The organism is Thauera sp. 27, assembly GCF_000310125.2.
GTDB lineage: Bacteria > Pseudomonadota > Gammaproteobacteria > Burkholderiales > Rhodocyclaceae > Thauera > Thauera mechernichensis.
Map to the genome: position 1 here is coordinate 1 of NZ_AMXB01000016.1, position 21,227 is coordinate 21,227.

General features: G+C 67.0%; 18 protein-coding genes. 5 read left to right on the forward strand and 13 right to left on the reverse strand.

What is annotated here, in order from left to right; translation table 11 throughout:
• From odhB to zapE, 3 genes are all read left to right on the forward strand, one after another.
• Positions 1–932: 2-oxoglutarate dehydrogenase complex dihydrolipoyllysine-residue succinyltransferase (odhB, locus tag B447_RS10300; RefSeq protein WP_002939466.1), on the forward strand; the 932-nt coding region annotated here is incomplete at its 5' end.
• Between the two features lie 85 nt (positions 933–1,017).
• Positions 1,018–2,442 carry a dihydrolipoyl dehydrogenase gene (lpdA, locus tag B447_RS10305; protein ID WP_002929731.1) on the forward strand — a complete coding sequence of 475 codons (1,425 nt, stop codon included), beginning with the start codon at positions 1,018–1,020 and terminating at the stop codon, positions 2,440–2,442.
• Positions 2,443–2,542: 100 nt separating this feature from the next.
• Positions 2,543–3,658, forward strand: coding sequence for a cell division protein ZapE (zapE, locus tag B447_RS10310; RefSeq protein WP_002929733.1), 1,116 nt, complete (start codon positions 2,543–2,545; stop codon positions 3,656–3,658).
• A 156-nt stretch (positions 3,659–3,814) separates the two neighbouring features.
• Here zapE and B447_RS10315 read toward each other — a convergent pair whose 3' ends face one another.
• The 13 genes from B447_RS10315 to B447_RS10380 form a co-directional block, all read right to left on the reverse strand.
• The gene (locus tag B447_RS10315; protein WP_002939473.1) at positions 3,815–5,833 is read right to left on the reverse strand and encodes a PhoX family protein; all 2,019 of its coding nucleotides are present in this window, start codon (positions 5,831–5,833) and stop codon (positions 3,815–3,817) included.
• 87 nt (positions 5,834–5,920) lie between these two features.
• Positions 5,921–6,694, reverse strand: coding sequence for a type II secretion system protein N (gspN, locus tag B447_RS22870; protein ID WP_232431608.1), 774 nt, complete (start codon positions 6,692–6,694; stop codon positions 5,921–5,923).
• Entirely contained in the window at positions 6,694–7,170 is a 477-nt protein-coding gene (gene gspM / locus B447_RS10330) for a type II secretion system protein GspM (RefSeq protein ID WP_002939487.1), read from the reverse strand. The genes gspN and gspM overlap by 1 nt, the downstream gene beginning before the upstream one ends.
• Before the next feature lie 74 nt (positions 7,171–7,244).
• Positions 7,245–8,462 carry a type II secretion system protein GspL gene (gene gspL / locus B447_RS10335; RefSeq protein WP_002939491.1) on the reverse strand — a complete coding sequence of 406 codons (1,218 nt, stop codon included), beginning with the start codon at positions 8,460–8,462 and terminating at the stop codon, positions 7,245–7,247.
• Positions 8,459–9,388 carry a type II secretion system minor pseudopilin GspK gene (gene gspK / locus B447_RS10340; RefSeq protein ID WP_002939493.1) on the reverse strand — a complete coding sequence of 310 codons (930 nt, stop codon included), beginning with the start codon at positions 9,386–9,388 and terminating at the stop codon, positions 8,459–8,461. The genes gspL and gspK overlap by 4 nt, the downstream gene beginning before the upstream one ends.
• A complete protein-coding gene (gene gspJ / locus B447_RS10345) occupies positions 9,351–9,935 on the reverse strand; it encodes a type II secretion system minor pseudopilin GspJ (RefSeq protein ID WP_002939495.1) in 585 nt (194 codons plus the stop codon). Before gspJ ends, gspK begins: the two co-directional genes overlap by 38 nt.
• Positions 9,932–10,306, reverse strand: a complete 375-nt coding sequence (gene gspI, locus B447_RS10350; RefSeq protein WP_002929749.1) for a type II secretion system minor pseudopilin GspI — start codon at positions 10,304–10,306, stop codon at positions 9,932–9,934. Before gspI ends, gspJ begins: the two co-directional genes overlap by 4 nt.
• Positions 10,303–10,800 carry a prepilin-type N-terminal cleavage/methylation domain-containing protein gene (locus B447_RS10355; protein WP_002939500.1) on the reverse strand — a complete coding sequence of 166 codons (498 nt, stop codon included), beginning with the start codon at positions 10,798–10,800 and terminating at the stop codon, positions 10,303–10,305. The genes gspI and B447_RS10355 overlap by 4 nt, the downstream gene beginning before the upstream one ends.
• A gap of 48 nt (positions 10,801–10,848) precedes the next feature.
• On the reverse strand, positions 10,849–11,289 hold the full coding sequence (gspG, locus tag B447_RS10360) for a type II secretion system major pseudopilin GspG (RefSeq protein ID WP_002929754.1): 441 nt from the start codon (positions 11,287–11,289) through the stop codon (positions 10,849–10,851).
• Between the two features lie 5 nt (positions 11,290–11,294).
• Positions 11,295–12,497, reverse strand: a complete 1,203-nt coding sequence (gene gspF / locus B447_RS10365) for a type II secretion system inner membrane protein GspF (protein WP_002939501.1) — start codon at positions 12,495–12,497, stop codon at positions 11,295–11,297.
• 13 nt (positions 12,498–12,510) lie between these two features.
• Positions 12,511–13,947 (reverse strand): type II secretion system ATPase GspE, encoded by a 1,437-nt coding sequence (gene gspE, locus B447_RS10370; protein WP_002939502.1) that lies wholly within the window; start codon positions 13,945–13,947, stop codon positions 12,511–12,513.
• Positions 13,944–15,971, reverse strand: a complete 2,028-nt coding sequence (gene gspD / locus B447_RS10375; protein WP_002939506.1) for a type II secretion system secretin GspD — start codon at positions 15,969–15,971, stop codon at positions 13,944–13,946. The genes gspE and gspD overlap by 4 nt, the downstream gene beginning before the upstream one ends.
• Positions 15,972–16,250: 279 nt before the next feature.
• Complete coding sequence (locus B447_RS10380; RefSeq protein WP_002939507.1) at positions 16,251–16,703, reverse strand: type II secretion system protein N; 453 nt, start codon at positions 16,701–16,703, stop codon at positions 16,251–16,253.
• Between the two features lie 192 nt (positions 16,704–16,895).
• Here B447_RS10380 and B447_RS10385 point away from each other — a divergent pair, with 192 nt between their 5' ends.
• Both B447_RS10385 and B447_RS10390 read left to right on the forward strand, forming a co-directional pair.
• Complete coding sequence (locus B447_RS10385; RefSeq protein WP_002939510.1) at positions 16,896–19,127, forward strand: mechanosensitive ion channel domain-containing protein; 2,232 nt, start codon at positions 16,896–16,898, stop codon at positions 19,125–19,127.
• Between the two features lie 80 nt (positions 19,128–19,207).
• Positions 19,208–21,193: an ATP-dependent DNA helicase gene (locus B447_RS10390; protein ID WP_002939513.1), complete on the forward strand. Its 1,986-nt coding sequence runs from the start codon at positions 19,208–19,210 to the stop codon at positions 21,191–21,193.
• Positions 21,194–21,227 lie beyond the last annotated feature (34 nt).

Sequence of the window (21,227 nt, forward strand, 5' to 3'; positions counted from 1 at the left end):
CGCCGGTTGCCGCGCCGGTGCAGGCGGTGACGCCGCCGCCGGCCGCTCCCGCCGCCTCGGCCGCGGGTGCTGCAAGCCCGGCCGCGCGCAAGATCCTCGATGAGAAGGGCATCGCCGCCGGCGACGTCGCGGGCTCCGGCCGTGGCGGTCGCGTCACCAAGGAAGACGCCGTCGCCGCCCAGCCCAAGGCTGCCGCTGCTGCTGCCCCGGCGGTGATCGCCGCCGTCGGTGATCGCCCCGAAGAGCGTGTGCCGATGACGCGCCTGCGCGCCCGCATCGCCGAGCGCCTGATCCAGTCGAAGAACGAAAACGCCATCCTGACCACGTTCAACGAGGTCAACATGGCGCCGGTGATGGCGCTGCGCAAGCAATATGGCGACAAGTTCGAGAAGGCCCATGGCGTACGCCTGGGCTTCATGGGCTTCTTCGTCAAGGCCGCGGTGGCCGCGCTGAAGAAGTTCCCGATCCTGAACGCCTCGGTCGATGGCAGCGACATCGTCTACCACGGCTATATCGACATCGGCATCGCGGTCGGTTCGCCGCGCGGCCTGGTGGTGCCGATCCTGCGCAACGCCGAGTCCATGTCGATCGCCGAGATCGAGCTCAAGATCGCCGAGTTCGGCCAGAAGGCCAAGGACGGCAAGCTGTCGCTCGACGACCTGTCGGGTGGCACCTTCTCGATCTCCAACGGTGGCGTGTTCGGCTCGATGATGTCGACCCCGATCATCAACCCGCCGCAGTCGGCCATCCTCGGCATCCATGCCACCAAGGATCGCGCCGTGGTCGAGAACGGCCAGGTCGTCGTGCGTCCGATCAACTACCTGGCGATGTCCTACGACCACCGTATCATCGACGGTCGTGAGGCCGTGCTTGGCCTGGTGACGATGAAGGAAGCGCTGGAAGATCCGGCTCGCCTGATCCTCGACGTCTGATCACAACGCACAGGGGCGCGTCACGCCGCCAGGCTGCTTGCCTGTGCGGCGGGGCAGCGCCCCGTTTTCCTGAAGGGAGAGATGAATGTCCAAAGAATTCGACGTCCTCGTCATCGGCGGCGGTCCCGGCGGCTATGTGGCGGCCATTCGCGCTGCACAGCTCGGTTTCAAGACCGCGTGCTGCGAGTCCAACCCCTATGCGGATCCCAAGGGCGAGCCGCGCCTGGGCGGTACCTGCCTGAACGTGGGTTGCATCCCGTCCAAGGCGCTGCTGCACACCTCGCACCTGTTCGAGGAAGCGGGTCACAGCTTCGAGAGCCAGGGCATCAGCGTCGGCACGCCGAAGATTGACGTCGCCAAGATGATCGCGCGCAAGAGCGGCATCGTCGACCAGCTCACCGGCGGCATCAAGGGTCTGTTCAAGAAGAACAAGGTCACGCTGCTGAACGGTCACGGCGCTTTCGTCGGCAAGGGTGACGCCGGTTGGCACGTCAAGGTCGGCGAAGAGCTCGTCGTCGCCAAGCAGGTCATCGTCGCCACCGGTTCGGCGCCGCGCCACCTGCCCGGCATTCCGGTCGACAACAAGATCGTCTGCGACAACGTCGGCGCCCTCGACATCGACGCGGTGCCCAAGAAGCTCGCGGTGATCGGTGCCGGTGTGATCGGGCTCGAAATGGGTTCGGTGTGGCGCCGCGTGGGCGCGGATGTCACCGTGCTCGAAGCCATGCCCGATTTCCTTGCCGCTGCCGATCAGGATGTGGCCAAGGAGGCACTCAAGGTCTTCACCAAGCAAGGCCTCAAGATCAACCTCGGTGTTCAGATCGGCGAGGTGAAGGTCGGCAAGAAGGGCGTCACGATCGCCTACAAGGACAAGGACGGTGCAGAGCAGAAGCTCGAAGCCGACCGCCTGATCGTGTCGGTTGGCCGCGTCCCCAATACTGCCGGCCTCAACCCGGAAGCCGTCGGCCTCAAGATCACCGAGCGCGGCATGATCGAGGTCGATGACCACTGCCGGACGAATCTGCCCGGCGTGTGGGCGGTTGGCGATGTGGTGCGCGGTCCGATGCTGGCACACAAGGCAATGGAAGAGGCCGTGATGGTCGCCGAGCTGATGGCAGGCCAGGCGGGTCACTGCAACTTCGACACCGTGCCCTGGGTCATCTACACCAGCCCTGAGATTGCCTGGGTCGGCAAGACCGAGCAGCAGCTCAAGGCCGCTGGCGTGGCCTACAAGGTCGGCAAGATTCCCTTCCTGGCCAATGGTCGCGCGCTCGGCATGGGCGATCCCACCGGCTTCGTCAAGATGCTGGCCGATGCCAACACCGATCGTATCCTCGGCGTGCACATCATCGGCGCCAACGCGTCGGAGCTGATCTCCGAGGCCGTGGTAGCGATGGAGTTCGCCGGTTGCTCGGAAGACCTGGCGCGTATCTGCCATGCCCACCCGACACTGTCCGAGGTGGTGCACGAGGCCGCGCTGGCCTGCGACAAGCGGCCGCTGCACTTCTAAGCCGCGCCTGCGGTAACGGGGGGTGGGTGCGAGTCCTGCTCGCGCCCACCCCTTCTTGCGTTAACCTGCTGCCCCCAGCACAGCTGAACATCGACCCAAAATGCCTCATCGCATCCTGAACGTTCCCCAGCACGGGATGATCGACGCCTATGAAGCCCAGCTGAAGGCGCGTGGATTCCAGTCCGACCCGGCCCAGCGTGCTGCCGCCCAGCGCCTGCAAGGACTGTACACCGAACTCGTCGGCTTCAAGGCTGCCCGCCAGGGCAGCAGGATCAAGCAGTTCTTCAACAAGCCCCAGATGCCTCGCAGCGTATACTTCTGGGGGGGTGTCGGGCGTGGCAAGAGCTTTCTGATGGACTGCTTTTTCGATGCCGTGCCCTACAAGCGCAAGCGCCGGGTGCACTTCCATGCCTTCATGCAGGAAGTGCAGAACGACCTCAAGAATCACAATCACGAGCCCGACCCGCTGCAGAAGGTAGCGGACCGCATCGCGGGCGCAACCCGGCTGCTGTGCTTCGACGAGTTCCACGTATCGGATATCGCCGACGCGATGATCCTCGGTCGCCTGCTTGACGCCCTGTTTGCGCGCGGTGTCATCTTCGTCATGACCTCGAACTATCCGCCGGATGGCTTGTATCCCAACGGACTGATGCGCATCAATTTCCTGCCCACGATCGAGATGATCAAGCGCCGCTTCGATGTGGTCGAGGTCGACGACGGCACGGACTACCGCTTGCGCACGCTCGAGAAAATGGAGATCTACCTCGTGCCCCACGACGCTGCGGCAGAGGCCAAGATGGGAGAGGACTTCCGCCGTCTCGCGGCCAGCCCGGGCGAGGGCGGCGACATCGAGATCCTCGGACGCAGCTTAGCGGTCGTACGCCAGGCGCCAGGCGTGATCTGGTTTGATTTTGCGACCTTGTGCGGCGGACCACGGTCGCAGAACGACTACCTCGAAATTGCGCGCGAGCACCACACGCTGATCCTGTCCGCCGTACCGAAGATGCTCGTCGGCAATGCGTCCGAGGCGCGCCGCTTCACCTGGCTCATCGACGTGCTCTACGACCACCGCGTCAAGCTCATCATGAGCGCAGAGGTCGAGGCTTACGAGCTTTACACCGAAGGCCACAACGCACACGAGTTCGTACGCACCGTGAGCCGGCTCATGGAAATGCGCACCCGCGACTACCTGGCCGAAGCGCACCGCACTGAATGACAGTCCGTCGCGCCGGGGCCACGTAGGAACGGCGCAAGCCGCGAGCTTTTCGGTTGTTTCGCCTTCAACCCCTCGCGGCTTGCGCCACTCCCACGGCAGCCCCCAGTTGCGGCGGGGCCACGCAGGAGCGGCGCAAGCCGCGAGCTTTTCCGCTGGTCAGAGACCGATCACGCCGCCGTCGTTGCGGGTGATGATCACCGTGGCGCAGCGCGGACGCGGGCCCGACGGGTCGACCGTCGTGTAAGGCTGCGGACGATCGGGCCAGTTGCTGGTGAAGTTGCCCGGCGTCGAGCGGTCCCCGGGGTGCTGGTTGTTCACGAACATGGTCTTCCCATCAGGTGTCGTGATGACGCCAGTCACCTCCTGCTCCCTCGGCCCGACATAGAAGCGGCGGATCTCGCCCGTTGCCGGTTCGGCGGCCAGCATCTGGTTCTCACCGAATGGGCCCGAACCCTGCTGCGAGCCGCTCATGTCGGTCTGGATCCACAGGATACCGTTCGGGTCGATCCAAAGGCCGTCCGGGCTGGCATGGATGGCATCCTCGCCCAGCGGTTGAGTGGCGTCGCCGAGTTTGCCGCTGTCGGTCAGCGTGCCGGAAAGCACGAAGATATCCCACTCGAAACTCAGTGCCGCAGCGTCGTTGCCGGTTTCGCGCCAGCGCACGATATGGCCATAGGGGTTGGGCGCACGCGGGTTGGCCGCGTCGGCAACGGTACGGCTGCTGTTGTTGGTGAGCGTGAAGTACACCTCGCCGGTATGCGGGTGCACCGCGCCCCATTCCGGCCGGTCCATCGGTGTCGCGTCAACCGTGGCCGCGGCGAGGCGGGTGTTCAGCAGCACATCGCCCTGGTCGCTGAAGCTGACGCCCTTGGCCAGGCAGGCAGCCAGGAAGTCGGCGTTGTTGAAGTCGAGCGCGAGCCAGCGACCGCTGCCGTCGGCATCGAAGCGGGCCACGTAGAGCGTGCCGTCGTCCAGCATGCTGCCGTTGGCGGTGGCAGCCGAGTAGTTGGCGCGGGTCACGAACTTGTAGATGTACTCGTTCTGCGAGTCATCGCCCATGTAGAAGACGACGGGGCGGCCTTCGACCACCGGCGCATACACACAGCCCTCGTGCGCGAAGCGGCCGAGCGCGGTGCGCTTGATCGGGGTCGAGTCAGGGTCGAAGGGGTCGATCTCGACCACCCAGCCGAAGCCGTTGACCTCGTTGCGATAGTCCTCGCTGGCGGACGCGGCCTTGACGCTGACGTCGAAGCGCTCGTACTCGTCACCGGCCACGGTCTCCCAGCGGTAACGGCCGCTCGAGGTGGCAACGCCGTATCGGCTGTGTTCGCGCGGACGGCCGGTCTTGTTGACGAAGTAACCGGCCCAGTTCTCCTCGCAGGTGAGGTAGGTGTTCCAGGGCGTGTAGCCGTGGGCGCAGTTGTTGAGCGTGCCGCGCGTGCGGGTGCCATCCGGACTGTACTTGGTGCGCACCTTCTCGTGGCCGCGCACCGGACCACGGATAGCCATCGGGGTGGCGCCGGTGATGCGGCGGTTGTAGGCACCGCGTACGATTTCCCACTGGCCATGGGCGGTGCTGCGAATCTCCACCACCGCGACGCCGTGTGCGGCGATCTCCTTGCGAACCTCGTCGGGCACGGTGCGGATGCCGCCCACCGTCGTCGCGCCATTGGCATGCAGCACGGGCTGCACGATGTACTCGTGGTTCATCACCAGCAAGCCATGAGTCGAACTGCCGCCGATCGGGAAGAAGTGCATGCCGTCATGGCACATCCCCATCTGCTGTTCCTGCTCGGCGCCGGTGTTGGTGCCGTCGGGCTTGTACTCGGGGTAGGTGCCGCAGATCGGCGTGCCGAGCGGCAGGAAGGGCGTGGCCGTGTAGCCGGCGGGCACGGTCGTGGTGTCGGCACGCGTCACTGCGACAGCCTGGAAGCCAAGCTTGGGCTCGCTGAAGCCGGGTGCGGCGGGCGTCTCGACTGCCGGGGTGTCATTGTCGCTGTCCGACACGCAGGCCGTCAGCGTGGTCCCGAACAGGGTGGCGGTGGCCGCAGCCATGCTCCCCTTCATCAATTGCCGGCGCGACATGCGCACGGCAAGGACCTCGTTGAAATGGGGGGAGGGGCAGTCCTCGCGCAGCGGTTCGTCGAGGTAGGCCTTGGTCGGGGAATTGCTCATTGGTGTAAGGCTCCGTGGCCGTGGTTGAGAAACCGACAACTTAGGGGCTTAGCGATACAAAAAAATTATGAATTTCTTGCAGTTTGATTAAAGGCTCCCGTGCCGCCACTGAACTTGTAGCGTGCCGTCGGCCTGACGCTGCATCACGTCACCGGTCAGGGCGCCGAGTTGCTTGACTAGCTCGGGGTCGCCACCGATGCGGATGTCGCCACTGCTTCTGTGTGTGGCGTGCACCACCATGCTGGCGCTTGCCTGCAGCCGGTTGTCGCTTGGGCTGACCACGACGATCGATAAGGTGCGCTCTTCAAGTCCGAGCTGTAGCCCGAAGCGACCGAGCGATGGCCCTGGCAACACGCTGGTCGCAAGGGCGGACAGCTCCAGTGCCATCGCGCCCCTACACCTCATGCGCCAGTTGCATGCGCCTTCGCCTGCAGGCACTGAGGCACGTGCATGCCAACCGAGGCGGGCGGCAGGATGCGTGAGCGTGCGGATCAGTGGTGCGATATCGACCGGGTGGACCTGCCAGCGCAGTTCCAGGCCGCTCTGGCTGGCTGTGACGTTCAGTACTGGCTGGTCGTCGAACTCGACATCCAGTATCGGCCTCCCATGAATGAGCCCGAAGGGGGCAATCTGCCAAGCCACGGTCAGCCAGCGTATATGACCCTGCGGGGTGTGTTCGGCGAGTACGCCCCGGCCTCTCCAGAGCGTTCCCGAGCGCTCGAGCAGGCGGATGTGATGTCCGCTATGGGTAGCCAATGCGGTATCGATGAGCGCCGCCGGGGCCTGGGTGACGATGAAGGCAAGCAGGAGGAATGCCGCTAGGAGCCACTGGCGGGATGTTGGTTGGAGGCTGCTCGTCATCAACGTACGAGCGCTGTGGGGTCGAGACGGATCAGGAAGCGACCGTTGCCGGCATCGAAGTCGAGTTCGCTCACGCGCAAGCGGTGCCGGGAATGCAGTTCAGCCAGCCACGGCAGCAAGCGTTCCAGGGAGCTCGAACCGGAAACGATGACTGCTGCCTCCTCGACCCGGATGTCGGTGACGAGGCCGTGCGCCATGGCCGACGCTGCCAGTTCTGCGGGGCCGGCTGGTGATGTGGGTGATGGGCTGCGGCGCAGGTGGGCGAGTTCTGCTGCGTCTCGCTCCATCATCTGGACGCTGAGGATGAGGGCGGGAAGCTGGCGGTCGAGCCGCGTGCGTTCGGCGATCATCCAGTCGCCGATCATCCATGCCAGCGCACACGGCACGAAAAGGCAGGCGATGCGTAGCGCCCATCGTTCGCGTGGTGCGAGGTTGGCGAACTGCGTACTCAGGGCGGAGGCGAGGCGTTTCATCATGACGGGGCGTATGGGGGCGTATGGGGCGTATGGGGCGCGTTCGGAGGGCGGAGAAGCGGGAGACAGTAGCGGTCTCAAGGCTGCGGCTGGAGGTGGATGCGATGGCCCTCCAGCCTGGCGCTCAGACCACGGTGGGCGAGCGGCGCAGTAGCCGGCAGCGGAGACGCGAGCTCCGCCTCGAGCCGCGGCGTGCGGTAGGCCATCTGCAGTGGCAGGGAGCTGTTCGCCTCGATGAGCGCCTGGAGCAGGGCCAACAGGTCGCCCGCGCTGAGCAGGCCGTGATCGCGTCGTGCTTCATCGAGGGCTCGACGCAACTGTAGCTGCGGCGCAATCGCAGGCGTGGCCGGCAAGGCATCGGCGAAGATCGCACGCTCGCGGCCTTCCAGCTCAGCGACCGTGTTGCGGTCGACCGCGATGCCCACCGCAAGCGCGATACCGGCGATGAGGGTGGCGGTGCCGGCTAGAGCGGCCGGCAGGCGCAGGGCGCCCCATATGCCTGTGCCCGCAGATGCTGCGGGGGCGAACGGACCGTGCAGCAGGTTGGCGGCAAGCAGGCTTCGCCCCCACAGCCCATCCAGCGAGCATTGGCTGATCTCCATCGCGCACTGTCGCGACAGCAGTGTCATTTCGGCATCGGTGAGCGGCGTGGCGGTGGTGAAGACGAGTTCGGCCGGCTGCTGTGCCGGTTCGGCCGTGGTTGCCAGTGTCAGTGCGCAGGCCAGGGTGTCCCCGCGGGCAGGGGCGGCCGTGGTCGATGGTGTGTGCGGTGGCATGTCGACGGTGATCGCCCCGTCGGGACCCGCGCGCAGGCTGAGGCTGCCCGTTCCGGCATCGATCGCCTGCCAGCACGTGGTGGTCGCAGGCAGGCAGTCGACAAGGGCCACCGCGCGCCCGAGCGGACGGCGAAGGGCTTCGAACTGTGCGCAGATCTGGCGCAGGCGGGCGTGGGCAATCACCACCGCAAGCAGCCGCCGCCCCCCGGGCTGCTCCTCATCGGCGCGCTCGCTCGTGATCGTCACATGCTCATGGTCGATGTCACGCGCCAGACGTGCCTCGAGGGCGTAGCGAATCAGAGGCAGGCGGTCGCGTCGCTTGCTTGGCGGGACGCGGAGGGCGGCGAGCAGGCAGTCCGCGCCGTCGATGAGCGCGACGTGCTCGCCTGCGTTCGGCCAGTGCGACGGTGCGCTGCGGCCATGTTCGACGATGCGGCCGTCGCGGTCGAGCAGCGCCCACTCGCAGTCGGGTTGATCTGGCCAGCGTTCGGGGATGATGAGGGCGAGTCGGGTGTTCATTCGATGCGATACCAGATGATGTCCACGCTGGTCTGGCGACGGTCGAGCAAGGCTTGCAGGCGCGTGATGGCCTCACCGTAGCCGGCGTGGATGTGGGCAATGAAGAAGCGGCTGTGTACGTCGAGTGCGCTGGCTGCGGGCAGGTCGAGGCCCGGTCCCAGCAGCGCAGCGATATCGCCGCGGTTGCGGAACCAGGCGTGCGTGCGTGCAGCGACCATGGTCCGGGCCGCAGACAGGTCGAGCCCATCGATGGTGGCGGCAAGGACCTCGGCGCTCGCCATGTTGGCGTTGATCGGGGCTCGGGCCGGCAAGGTGGCGACATGCGGCGTGAGTTGCGCGATTGCCTCCGGCGTGAAGGCGGGGATCGCGATCAGCTCGCCGACCTCGGTGAGCTCGAAGGCCTGCTTGCCGGACTCGGTGCCGGTGGCCGGCTGCAGGTGCGCTTCGAGCGCGTCCGCGAGCAGTCGTGCGCGCACGGCGTCACCGAGCACGAGCGCGAACAGACGCTCGGCTTGCCTGCGTGCGCTGGTGTGCGCGGGATTGCCCGGATGCAGGGCGTTGAGGTCGAAGCGGCCGGACAGCTCGTTGATGCGGCCGCCAACCGTGCCTGCCTTGGGGTCGCGGTCGATGGGTGTGGGCGGGATCTCGATTGCCCACGGCTCGCCGGCGTGGTCGGCTGCACTGGTGCGGCGGTCGTCTGCAAGGACGTTGCGTGTCCAGTCCACGGCGGCGATCGCGAGTTGCCGCGACTGCGCCTGTTCGAAGCGGCCCTCGTGCACTTCGATGCCGAGGCTCAGATCGGCGAGCGCTGCCGCGGCGAGCACGGCCGCGAGGCCGACGGTCAGCAGGGCGAGCACGATCGCGGCACCGCGCTGGCGTGCGTGGCTTTTAGCGCAGCGCGAACACACGGCGAATCGTTCCCACATCCGACAGTTCCATTTCGAAGGCGATTGCAGCAGGTAGACCGGCGTCCTGTGGCTGCTCGGGCGGCCACGCTGCGACCCAGCGGTCACCATGCAGGAACCGCCAGTGCAGCGCGTTCACTCGGTCCAGAAGGCGCACGCGGCTGGGTTCCGCGGCTGCATCGGGACCGTCCCAGATCCACCACTCGAGGCGATCGCCCACGAGCAGCAAGGCGGCGTCCTGCACCGGCCCGCCATCGGCCGCAGGCGAGGCAAAGCGCAGCATCACCTGGGCCGGGCCGGTGCCGACCGCTTCGGGTTGCCGGCTGGGGGGCGGCCCGTGGGCTAGGCGGCCGGTGCCGGGCAACGCCTGTAGCAACTCTTCGTCCACGCGTGCGACGGCGGTCGTGATCGCACGCCAGCGCTCGAGTTCGGCACCGACATGCTGGCGCGTGGTGATCAGGCTGTCGGTCGCTCGCCAGGTGAGCAGGCCGAGCAGCGCGAAGAGCGCGAGCGCAATCATGAGTTCGATGAGGGTCATGCCGCGCGCGTGGTCAATGCGCAGGCTCATCGCGGCGGCCTCGCGACGTACCCGCTCATGCGTCCGAGCGGGCGTTTGTCGTCAGCCGCGCTCACCTCGACGTCGATACGGCGGAACAGGTTGTTCGGCGTCGCACTGATGCGTTCGGTCCACACATAGCTGCCGCCTGCCATGTCGACCCGACCCTGGCGTTGGCCGAGTGCGGGCCACTGACGGTGGGCGCGCATCTCCGCCAGCCGGTTCTGCGCCACCCAGCTTGCAACGGCGTGTTCGCGCAGGCCCGCCGCGGCATGGATCGTGCTCCCCAGCGCCCGTGTTGCAGAGAGCAGAGCGATCGCCACGATCGATAGCGCCACCAGCATCTCGAGCAAGGTGAAGCCCGCTGCGCGCCTGGCGTTCATCGTCCGGCTCCGGGATGCTCGAGGCGATGGAGCACGCTACCGGCGCGGCTGCCGTCCAGGACGTGCAGTACCCCTTCGTGCGCGAGCGCCAGCCGGTACTGTGGCGGTCTCGTACCAAACTCGATGCGGCGGTGAGCCGGCGAGGCGGTGGTGCCCGCCTGTCGGCTGCTCGTGGCCAGACTGTGCCAGGCCAAGGCTGCTGGCAGGCGCCTGGGCTGCAGGGCAGGATCCGCATCGATGCGCTGCCATTGGCCGTGCCGATCCAGGCTGGTGAAGCGGTAGCCGTCGGCCTGGAACTCGATTGCCAGGCGCTGGCCGCGGATGCTGGCACGGTAGGCGGCGGTCTCGAGCGCCTTGCGTAGCTGCTCTACAGCCACAGCCGGGTCGCGCTCACGGTCGGCAGTCACGGCGAGACTCATCGCCCCGGCCGCGATACCGAGCACGAGCAGGGTGACCAGGACTTCGACGAGCGAGAAGCCGCGGGCGGGGCGCATGGCCTGGTGGCTGGCAGGGAAGCGGGCGGTGCCGGACTGGGCCTGCGCTCAGGGCTGCCAGGAGCCGATGTCGGCATCGAAGCCGTCGCCGCCGCTGCGGCCGTCGGCACCATAGCTCATCACATCGACCTCGCCATTGATACCGGGGTTCAGATACTGGTACGGGTTGCCCCAGGGGTCGCGCGGCAGGCGCTCGACATAGACTTTCCAGTTGGGCGGCAGCGGGGCCAGCGTCGGCCTGCTCACCAGGGCCTCGAGGCCTTGCTGGGTCGTCGGGTAGCTGCGGTTGTCGAGTTTGTACAGTCTGAGCGCCTGCATCAGCGAAGCGATGTCCTGGCGGGCGGCGACCACGCGTGCTTCATCCGGACGGCTCATCACCCGTGGTACGACGAGCGCGGCGAGCACGCCGAGGATGACGATGACGATCATCACTTCGATGAGGGTGAAACCGCGCGCGCACGGCGCCTTGTGGAGCAGCAGTCTGGACATGTGGATTATCTCATCAGGGTGTTGATCTCGATGATCGGCTGCATGACGGCAAGCACGATCAGCAGTACGAAGGCGCCCATCAGCAACAGCAGGGCGGGTTCGAGCAGGCTGGTGAGGGTAGCGCTGCGGCTCTCGAGCTCGAGTTGCTGCAGGCGGGCGGCCTTGTCGAGCAGCGCTGCGATCTGCCCGGTTGCCTCGCCGTTGGCGACCATGTGCAGCAGCAGCGGTGGAAAGCTGCGGGTGGCCGCAAGGGCGCGCGACAAGGCCATGCCTTCGCGCACGCGCTCGGTAGCGCTCGTCACCGCCTCGCGCACCGGAAGACGTTGCACCACGCGGCCACCGGCATCGAGCGCGCGCAGCAAGGGCACGCCGCTGCCGACCAGGATGGACAGGGTGCTCGCGAAGCGGGTGGCGTCGAGGGTGCGCAGGTGGCGGCCAATCAAGGGCAGGCCAAGCAACAGCAGGTCGACCCGGCGCCGAAAGGCCGTGTCGCGCAGCGCCGCAACGAACGCAAGGCCGAGGGCGCTGGCAGCAATCAGCATCACCAGGCCCCACGCCTGGATGAACTCGGACAGCCCGATCGTGATGCGGGTGAGTGGCGGCAGGCTCTGCCTCGACTGGGCAAATACGCCCACCACTTGCGGCACCACCCAGACCATCAGTGCGACGACGATGACGAGCGCGACGCAGGCAACCAGGCATGGGTAGATCAGTGCCTGTTCGGTCTTGCGGCGAAGGATGTCGTTCTGCTCAAGATGGTCGGCCAGTTGCAGCATCACGCGTGCAAGCTCGCCCGATTGCTCGCCAGCCGCGACCGACGCCCGATACAGGGTGGGGAACTGGGCCGGGAAGCGCTCCAGCGCGGCGGCAAGGCTCAGCCCTCCGACGATTTCGCTACGCACTCCGGCGAGCACGCGGCGCAACGGCTCGGTGTCGGCCTGTTCGATCAGCGCCGCCAACGATTGCTCTACCGTCAGCCCGGAGGCAAGCAGGGTGGCCCACTGCCGGGACATCAGGGTAAGCACGCTCGCCGGCAGGCGCGCACGCAGGGCAGTGTTCGCGTGCTGGCGGCCGATGCCGCTGACCTCGAGCGGTGCGAGGCCACGTTCGCGCAGCGCGCTGCGGGCCGCGCGCGCGCTGTCGGCCTCGATCACGCCGCGTTGTTCGCGTCCGCCGGCGTCGAGCGCTCGGTACTGGAATGCCGCCATGGTGTTCGCCGCCTCAGTCGCGCATCACACGCTGAAGCTCTTCGAGCGTGGTCGTGCCGTTAGCGACGTGGCGCATGCCGTCGTCGTAGAGGCTGCGACTGCCCGTCGCGCGCGCGCGCTGACGCAGCTCGGCTTCCTGGCAGCCGTCGTGGATCAGGCGCGACAGCGTCTCATCCACCGCAATCAGCTCATGGATGCCGAGGCGCCCGGCGTAGCCGGTGTTGCCGCAACTCGGACAGCCGACCGCGCGCCAGCGGCCCTCGCTGCTTTCGGTATCAGCGGGTTGCCGGCATGCGGTACACAGCTTGCGCACCAGGCGCTGGGCAAGCACCCCGCGCAGGGTGGATGCGAGCAGGAAGGGCTCGACCCCCATGTCGATCAGGCGGGTGACGGCTGCCGCGCTGTCGTTGGTGTGCAGGGTTGCCAGTACGAGGTGTCCGGTCAGGCTGGCCTGGACGGCGATGCGGGCGGTCTCGAGATCGCGGATCTCGCCGATCATGATCACGTCCGGGTCCTGGCGCAGGATGGCTCGCAGTGCGCGCGCAAAGTCGAGATCGATGCGCGCATTGACCTGGATCTGACCGACGCCGGGGAGGTCGAACTCGACCGGATCCTCGACCGTGATGATGTTCATCCGGGTCGCGTCGAGCGTGCGCAGCGCGGCGTAGAGGGTGGTGCTCTTGCCTGAACCGGTGGGACCGGTGACGAGGATGATGCCGTGCGGTTGGGACAACAGAGCCTGGAACTGCCTTACGCTGTCCGGCGCCATGCCGAGGGCGTCGAGCCCGAGCTGCCCCGCGCTCTTGTCGAGCAGGCGCAGCACCAGGCGTTCACCGTGGCTGGTTGGCAGGGTGGAGACGCGCACGTCGATCTGGCGTCCGGCCAGGCGCAGGCTGATGCGGCCGTCCTGCGGGAGGCGTTTCTCGGCGATGTCGAGGTTGGCCATCACCTTGATGCGCGAAGCCATCGCGGCGTGCAGGGCGCGGTGGGGGCGGGCGATGTCCTGCAGCACGCCGTCGCGGCGCAGTCGTACCACGGAGGACTGCTCGTAGGGCTCGATGTGCACGTCCGAGGCACGGTCGCGTACCGCTTGGGCGAGCAGCGCGTTGATCATGCGGATGATGGGGGCGTCGTCCTGGCGCTCGAGGAGGTCCTCGACCGCGGGGAGCTCGGTCATGAGCTGGGCGAGGTCGATCTCCTGGCCGACGTCCGCAACCACCTCTGCCGCATTGCGCTCGCCATCTCCATAGGCCTGCGCCAGCGCAAGCTCGAATGCGCCCGGCGTAGCGGTCTCGATGCGTAGCGGGCGGCGCAGGAAGCGTCTGGCCTCGTTGACCGCGCCGAGTGCGGCACCACTGCGTACGAGCAGTTCGGCTTGCGCTTCGTCGCCGCCGCGCAACAGCACGCCTTGGCTGCGTGCGAACGCATAGGGCAGGGAGGGCTGGCTCATCGCGACACCTCGTCCGCAGGCGGGCGGATCAGCAACTCGGCAACCGGTACGATGCGGGCATCGACAATCGGCGGTAGTTCGGGGGCGGAGTCCTCGCCGCGCATCAGCTGCCTGGGCAGGGTGCTGGCGCGCTGCTGGCCGATCACATACTCATAGCGAGACTGGGTCATCTCGGCGTAGCTGTCGCGGTCGCGCAGGATCACCGGGCGCAGGAACACCACCAGATTGGTCTTGCTGCGCTTGCGCGTGTTGTAGCGAAACAGGCTGCCGGCGACCGGCAGGTCGCCGAGCATGGGCACCTTCTCCTCGCCGCCCGCATAGCTGTCTTCGACCAGGCCGCCGAGGGCGATGATGGCCCCGTCGTCTACCAGCACCATGGACTCGATCGAGCGCTTGGTGGTAACCGGGCCGGTTGCTGCATCGACGTTGCCGACGACCGCCGAGGCTTCCTGGTAGATCTGCAGGCGAATGGCGCCGCCTTCGGAGATCTGCGGCCGCACCTGCAGGGTCAGGCCGACATCGCGGCGCTCGATGGTCTGGAACGGGTTGGCCGGCGTGGTGCCGCCGCCGGTGTTGGTGTACTGGCCAGTGACGAAGGGCAGGTTGCGGCCGACGACGATCTTGGCCTCCTCGTTGTCGAGGGTGACGATGTTGGGCGTCGACAGGATGTTGGCGCGTACCTCGTTTTCCAGAAAGCGGGCCAGGACGCCCAGGCTCAGTACCTCGCCGATCCCCGGGATGTTGACTCGACCGCCACCGATCGCCAGGTTGAGCCCGTTCCCGGGCAGGCTCGGATTGCCGCTGGCGGTGCTGGCGATGAGCTGCAGCAGGTTGTTGCCGCCGTTGCCGAAGCTGCTTCCGCCGATGATGCCGGTTGCGCCCGAACCGCCACCGACCGAACCTGCCCCGACCCACTGCAGGCCGAACTCGGCCGCGCGCTCGGTGGAGATCTCGGCGATGAGGGCTTCGATATAGACCTGGGCGCGGCGGCGATCCAGTTGATCGATCACCTGGCGCAGGTTGCGGTAGATGGCGTCCGGTGCGGTGATGATGAGGGCGTTGTTGACTACGTCTGCCTGGACGCTCGCGTTCGGGTTCGCGCTGCCGCTGGCAAGCGGGATGTCGGTGCTCGGGCGTCCGCCGCCGTCGCCGCCGTCGGCTGCAGTGTTCGCGAAGCCGCGCGCTGTGGTGGCCGCTGCGGCCGGAGTCGCAGTGCCGCTCAGGGCGCTGTTGAGCGTCGCGGCAACATGGCGTGCTTCGGCGTTGCGCAGGTACACGACGTGGATGTTGCCGCCTGCGCCTGGGCGGTCGAGCGAAGCGACGAGCTGACGGATTGCAGTGAGCCGGCTGGGGTTGTCGGCACGTACGAGGAGGGCGTTGCTTCGGGGTTCGGCCATGACCTGGGGCGCCGTGGTGCCGGGTTGGCCAGCGCCGCCCTGCTCGGCCAGCAGGCGAGCGAGGACTGGGGCCAGGTCGGCGGCGGCGGCATGCTGGAGTTCGAGCACGGCGACGTCGGTCTGGCTGATGTCGATGGCGGCGATGACTGCCGCGATCTGCTCGATGTTGGATGCGTAGTCGGTGACGACCAGGGTGTTGTTCGACGGAAACGCGGTGACTGTGTTGTTCGGCGAGACAAGCGGTCTGACGACGCCGAGCATCTGTGTGGCCGACTCGAAGCGCAGGGCGAAGACCTGGGTCACCAGGCGGTCTCCGCGTGCGCTGACCTGGCGGGTGCCGACAGGTGCCGCATGCTGCTTGGCATCGGCCTCGGGAACGATCTTGACCACGCCTTCGCCTTCCACCGCGGTAAACCCCTGCAGGCGCAGCGCGGACAGCAGGATCTGGTAGCTGAGGGCACGCGGCACCGGGGTGTTGGTGACGATGTTGAGCTTGCCCTTGACGCGCGGATCGATGAGGAAGTTCTGCCCGGTGATCTCGCCCACGGCATGGATAACCGCGTCGATCTCGGCATTCTGGAAATTGAGCGAGATGGTCTCTTCACGCTGCTGGGCGCTGGCAGGCATGCTCAACGCGAGCAGAACGGCAACACAACTCGCACGCAGGCACATTGGCAGCAGGGGGAGGATCGACTCTCGGATCGCCTTGCAGATCGATGTTGTGAAGCGGGCTGAAGGCGAAGGTCGGGGAATTGAGGCGACCGGATTGGGCTCAGCGTTGATGCGCACTGCTAGGGGCATTTTCTTGGGCTGCAGATCGGGAAATGGAAGGGGGATGGGGCGGATGCTCGGACTGGTCAGGGGATTGCGCCGATGGGGTGACTGGCCGCGGACGTGGGGAGGGGGTTACTCCCCTTGTTCGGCGGTGAGGTGCTGGCGTGCAGCCAGATCAAGCCTCACCGAAGCACCCTCGCGCTCGAGGATGACGTGGTCGGGGTGGATGGACGCCAGTCGCCAGCCGTCGCTGCTGGTGCCTCCGGCCCCGATTGTCTTCACGCTGCCGTCAGCGGTCTTGAACAAGGCGAATCCACCTGCGTCGCCAAAGCCGGTGGCCAGGCCGTGGAGGGACAACGGCGGCCGGGCCGTGGCGCTGCTTGCGCTGCCAGGCCCGGGCTTGCCGCCGGTGCCGGCGATACGCAGGATGCCTTCGGCAGCGCTGACCGGATCGGTTTCATGGAACGCCAGCGCCGCAGCTTGCGGTGTCGCGTGGAAGGACCAGTACGCCGCAGCCGCCAGCCAGCTGGTGAAGCTCAGGGCCAGAATCCAGGCCAGCGGCGCAATCCACCGCATCGCCAGCATTGCGGCTCGCCTCTGTGCCTCCCCCCTCAATGACATGCTTACTCCGGCTGACCGTTACAAATTCGTTGCGGATGATGCATGGCTTGTGTGACGCGAGTGTTATCTGCCCCGGCGCAGTGCTTTGGAGGCCGGCTGTGGAACTGCCAGGGTCGCTGGCGGGTCTTTACGGGCCGGACATGAAGGAGTTCCGTTTTGGCACGTAAGCTCATTCCCTTGTTTGCCCTGATCGTCCTGCTTGCGCTCGCAGGCCTGTTCTCCGCAGCGACGCTGGCTGCCGCAGCCGCCCCCGTGGATCCGACTCAGCCGCCACATCAACGTCTGGCTGACCTGCTCGAGGATGACGCCACCCGCAGCGTGCTGATCGAACAGCTACGCAGCCTGGGCGAGGAGGGTGCCGCGCGTGCGCTTGAACCCGAGGCGCCCGTCGAGTCGATGGCGGGGCGCGTTGCCGCGCTGACGCAGAGCCTCGCGCAGGGAACGGTCAGCGAGTTCGGTGCCGCTCTGTCTGCGCTCGGTGAGGCGACCGGGCAGCTTGCCGATGCCCGGCTCGATTCCGTGCTGTGGCAGCTTGGCGAATTTGCCGTACTGGTCGTCGTCACCCTGGTCGTCTTCCGCGCGCTGGCGGCGGCCGCCGGCGGGTTGTTCGCCGCGCTCGATCGGCAGGCCGGCGCGGCCGATGGGCCGCGCGCACTGGTCTGGGGGCGACGGCTCCTGGCGACGGCCGGCGCAGGACTCATCGACCTGCTCACCATTGCATTCGCCTGGCTTGCCGGGTATGGCGTGGCGCTGTTCGTGATCGGCGAGTCCGGGGCGATACGCGTGCACGAGTCCCTGTTTCTGAACGCCTTTCTGATGGTCGAGGCCGTTCGGGCGGGGCTCCGTATCCTGTTGTCCCGGCATGGCGACACGTTGCGTGTGCTTCCCGTGACGGACGAAGAGGGCGCCTACTGGTACCTGTGGGCATCGCGCATGGTGTTCTTCGTCGGCTATGGCCTGATGCTGCTGGTCCCGGTGATCGGCCACTATCTCAGTCCAGCGCTAAGCCGTGCGGTGGCCATCGTGATCATGCTCTCCGCCCTCCTCAAGGCGGCCGTGATCGTGATGCAGAACCGACAGCGCGTGCGTGCTGCCATCGAGGCGCTGGCCGAGCGCATGCAGTCTTCCTTTGCTCGCATCAGCATCACGATCGGCGCGCGTACCTGGCACATCGTGGCCATTGCCTACCTGGGCGCAATCCTGGTCACCGCCATTCTCTATCCGCAGGATGCGCTGCCGTTCATGGTCGCTGCAACGGCGCAGACCGTGCTGGCAGTTGCCTTGGGCATCGGCCTGGCGGCATTGCTGACGCAGGTGATCCTGCGCCGGATCCGGCTCAGCGAGGCGCTGCAGCAGAAGTTTCCGTTGCTCGAAGCGCGTCTTAACGCCTATGTGCCGACGGTGTTGAAGATCGCCCGCTTCGCGATCCTCGCCGTGGTCGTGGCGGCAATCGTGGACGCGTGGACGCCATTCGACCTCGGCGCCTGGCTGGTCTCCGACGCCGGCACGCGTCTGCTCGGCAAGCTGGTGTCGATCGCGCTCATCGTGGCGCTCGCCTTGCTGCTGTGGCTCATCGTTGCGAGCTGGATCGAGTTCCGCCTGAACGCCGAGGCGGGCGGCGAGCCCAATGCCCGTGCGCGCACCCTGCTGACGATCTTCCGCAATGCGGTGGCGATCGCGCTGGTGGTAGTGACCACGATGTTGGTGCTGGCGGAGATCGGCCTCAACATCGCGCCGCTGCTCGCCGGCGCAGGCGTGCTCGGGCTTGCGATTGGCTTCGGCGCCCAGAAGCTGGTTCAGGACGTGATCACGGGCGTCTTCATCCAGCTCGAGCGCGCGATCAACGTTGGTGACGTGGTCACCGCCGCCGGGGTTACCGGCACGGTGGAGAAGATGACCATCCGCTCGCTGGGCATGCGTGATCTCTCCGGCACCTATCACCTGTTGCCGTTCTCATCGGTCACCACCGTGGCCAACTACAACCGCGACTTCGGCTACCACGTTGGCGAGTACGGCATCGGTTACCGCGAAGACAGCGACGAGGCCATCGTCCAGCTGCGCGCGGCCTTCGATGAACTGCGCCAGGACCCCGCTTTCGCAGGGTTGATCCTGAGCTCCGAGCTCGAGGTGCACGGGGTGACGGCGCTGGCCGACAGTTCGGTGAACATCCGCGTCCGCATCAAGACGGTGGCGGGTTCACAGTTCCCGGTTGGTCGCGCCTACAACCGCCTGGTCAAGCGTCACTTCGACGCTGCCGGCATCGAGATCCCATTCCCGCACATGACGCTCTACTTTGGCGAGGACAAGCAGGGCAAGGCGCCGCCTGCGCGCATCAGCATGCTGGGGGCGGGGCCCGCGCCGGGTGGGGTGGGGCGATCTGCCGGATAATGACAAACGGGTGCAGTCGCGAAGGCGGATAGGGCCGGCAAGCGCTATACTCGCGGGTCTGCCCAGAACCCGCCGTGCCCATGTCCGACCCGACCCCGCTTTTCGCCGACGATGGCCCGCTCGCAGCTGCGATTCCTGGCTTTCGAGCCCGTCCGCAGCAGATCGAGATGGCACGGAAGATCGCCGAGGCGCTGCGCGAGAGCCGTGTGCTGGTGGCCGAGGCCGGAACCGGTACCGGCAAGACCTTCGCCTATCTCGTACCGGCGCTGATGGCGGGCGGCAAGGTCCTCATCTCCACCGGCACCAAGACCCTTCAGGACCAGCTCTTCAACCGCGACCTGCCGACCGTGCGTGCCGCGCTCAAGGTCCCGGTGAGCATCGCGCTGCTAAAGGGCAGGGCGAACTACGTCTGCCACTACCACCTCGAGCGTAATGCGCGCGATGGCCGCTTCCTCACCGCGCAGGACGCCGCCGACCTGCGCGCAATCGGCCGTTTCGCCCAGGTCACGCAGACGGGCGACAAGGCCGAATGCACGGACGTGCGCGAAGACTCGCTGGCCTGGATCGCCGCAACCTCGACGCGTGACAATTGCCTCGGCCAGGACTGCCCGCACAAGGACGAGTGCTTCGTGATGCAGGCGCGGCGTAATGCGATGGACGCCGACGTCGTGGTGGTCAATCACCATCTGTTCTTCGCCGACGTGATGCTGCGCGACGAGGGCATGGGCGAGCTGCTGCCAGCCTGCAATGCCGTGATCTTCGACGAGGCTCACCAGTTGCCGGAGACCGCGAGCCTGTTCTTCGGCGACAGCGTGTCCACGGCCCAGGTGCTGGAGTTGGCGCGTGACACTCGCTCCGAAACGGTGGCCGCAGCGCGCGACTGCGTGGCGATGATCGACCAGACGCGCAACCTCGAGAAGGCCGCGCGCGACCTGCGCCTGGTGTTCGGTACCGAGACTGCGCGCATCTCGGCTGCGCAGGCGGCCGAGCGGGAGAACTTCGATGCCATGGTCGAGGCGCTGGAGAAGTCGCTGACCGAGTTCCAGACCGTGCTCGACACCCAGGCCGAGCGCTCCGAAGGGCTCGCAAACTGCCTGCGCCGCACCGAGGAGATGGCTGCGCGCCTGGCCAGCTGGCGCAGCCCCGAGGACAAGGACCTCATCCGCTGGGTCGAGGTGTTTGCCCAGTCGCTGGCGCTCAATGCCACTCCGCTGCATGTATCGGACGTCTTCAAGCGCCAGCTCGAGGGCCACCCGCGGGCGTGGATCTTCACCTCTGCGACGCTGGCGGTGGGCAAGGCGGACTTCGGCCACTACTGCCGCGAGATGGGCCTGGCCTGGATGGATCCGCCGCCGCTCACCGCGGTGTGGGGTAGCCCCTTCGATTATGCCGAGCAGGCCTTGCTGTATGCCCCCGCCGGCATGCCCGAACCGAACTCGTCCGAATACACCGAGCGTGTCGCCCAGGTGGCGCTGCCGCTGATCCGCGCCGCGCGAGGGCGTGCCTTCGTGCTGTGCACCTCGCTGCGCGCGATGCGCCGCATCCACGAGCTGATCCTCGACGGCCTGCAGCATAGTGGGGACGAGTTGCCGGTGCTGCTTCAGGGCGAGGGTTCGCGTACCGAACTGCTGGAGCGCTTCCGCCGTCTTGGCAACGCAGTGCTGGTGGCGAGCCAGAGCTTCTGGGAGGGCGTGGACGTGCCCGGCGATGCGCTGTCGCTGGTAGTGATCGACAAGCTTCCTTTCGCTCCGCCGGACGACCCTGTGCTGGCCGCGCGCGTCGAGCACATGCAGAAGCAGGGCTTGAGTCCCTTCGTGCATCATCAGTTGCCCAAGACCGTGATCAATATGAAGCAGGGCGCCGGGCGGCTCATCCGTACCGAGCGCGACCGTGGTGTGCTGTGCATCTGCGATCCGCGCATGATCGAGAAGTCCTATGGCAAGGTGGTGTGGCGCAGTCTGCCGCCGATGCGGCGCACGCGGGCCGAGACCGACGCGGTTGCCTTCCTGGCTTCGTTGCCGCCGCCTCGTGCCAGCGCACGCAGCCCCGCGCAGGGGAGCGGCTGAGAGCGGTCTGTTGTATCCTTCAAGGCTATCTCAC

Bases quoted from the DNA above. Each gene is read 5' to 3' on its own strand.
- lpdA (WP_002929731.1), top strand. From the start codon at position 1,018: ATGTCCAAAGAATTCGACGTCCTCGTCATCGGCGGCGGTCCCGGCGGC.
- zapE (WP_002929733.1), top strand. From the start codon at position 2,543: ATGCCTCATCGCATCCTGAACGTTCCCCAGCACGGGATGATCGACGCC.
- B447_RS10315 (WP_002939473.1), bottom strand. From the start codon at position 5,833: ATGAGCAATTCCCCGACCAAGGCCTACCTCGACGAACCGCTGCGCGAG.
- gspN (WP_232431608.1), bottom strand. From the start codon at position 6,694: ATGACGAGCAGCCTCCAACCAACATCCCGCCAGTGGCTCCTAGCGGCA.
- gspM (WP_002939487.1), bottom strand. From the start codon at position 7,170: ATGATGAAACGCCTCGCCTCCGCCCTGAGTACGCAGTTCGCCAACCTC.
- gspL (WP_002939491.1), bottom strand. From the start codon at position 8,462: ATGAACACCCGACTCGCCCTCATCATCCCCGAACGCTGGCCAGATCAA.
- gspK (WP_002939493.1), bottom strand. From the start codon at position 9,388: ATGTGGGAACGATTCGCCGTGTGTTCGCGCTGCGCTAAAAGCCACGCA.
- gspJ (WP_002939495.1), bottom strand. From the start codon at position 9,935: ATGAGCCTGCGCATTGACCACGCGCGCGGCATGACCCTCATCGAACTC.
- gspI (WP_002929749.1), bottom strand. From the start codon at position 10,306: ATGAACGCCAGGCGCGCAGCGGGCTTCACCTTGCTCGAGATGCTGGTG.
- B447_RS10355 (WP_002939500.1), bottom strand. From the start codon at position 10,800: ATGCGCCCCGCCCGCGGCTTCTCGCTCGTCGAAGTCCTGGTCACCCTG.
- gspG (WP_002929754.1), bottom strand. From the start codon at position 11,289: ATGTCCAGACTGCTGCTCCACAAGGCGCCGTGCGCGCGCGGTTTCACC.
- gspF (WP_002939501.1), bottom strand. From the start codon at position 12,497: ATGGCGGCATTCCAGTACCGAGCGCTCGACGCCGGCGGACGCGAACAA.
- gspE (WP_002939502.1), bottom strand. From the start codon at position 13,947: ATGAGCCAGCCCTCCCTGCCCTATGCGTTCGCACGCAGCCAAGGCGTG.
- gspD (WP_002939506.1), bottom strand. From the start codon at position 15,971: ATGCCTGCCAGCGCCCAGCAGCGTGAAGAGACCATCTCGCTCAATTTC.
- B447_RS10380 (WP_002939507.1), bottom strand. From the start codon at position 16,703: ATGCTGGCGATGCGGTGGATTGCGCCGCTGGCCTGGATTCTGGCCCTG.
- B447_RS10390 (WP_002939513.1), top strand. From the start codon at position 19,208: ATGTCCGACCCGACCCCGCTTTTCGCCGACGATGGCCCGCTCGCAGCT.